Here is a 320-nt window from a genome sequence, read left to right as displayed (position 1 = left end):
TCCGAAGGCCTTGCTCAAAGCCTTGCAAGACGTAATTCGGTCTGATGAAGAGGCTGCTTAAAGTTGTAAACTACTGTATATTATAGCATAATCGAACGTATGTGAAGAGATAAAGGCGCGCTTTGTTTTTTGTTGGCGTGTTTTTGGGGGCTTTGCAGGTGATTGGTGAAAAAACAAAAAAAGTACTTGCCAAAAGCACTGAGATAGGCTATAATATTTTTTGTTGACAGCGCTTAGCTGAAAACACAGGGGTATCGCCAAGTTGGTAAGGCACGGGTCTCTGAATCCCGCATGCGTTGGTTCGAGTCCAGCTACCCCTG

At 44.4% G+C, this 320-nt stretch carries 1 tRNA gene; it reads left to right on the top strand.

The features are described 5' to 3' along the window. Window positions 1-247 precede the first annotated feature (247 nt). Window positions 248-320 (top strand) — tRNA-Gln (locus tag ACE419_RS11610).

This window comes from Mitsuokella apri (genome assembly GCF_047974105.1).
Lineage (GTDB): Bacteria > Bacillota > Negativicutes > Selenomonadales > Selenomonadaceae > Mitsuokella.
Note: the sequence above shows the minus strand (reverse complement) of the source record. Positions and strands in the feature narration are given on the sequence as shown.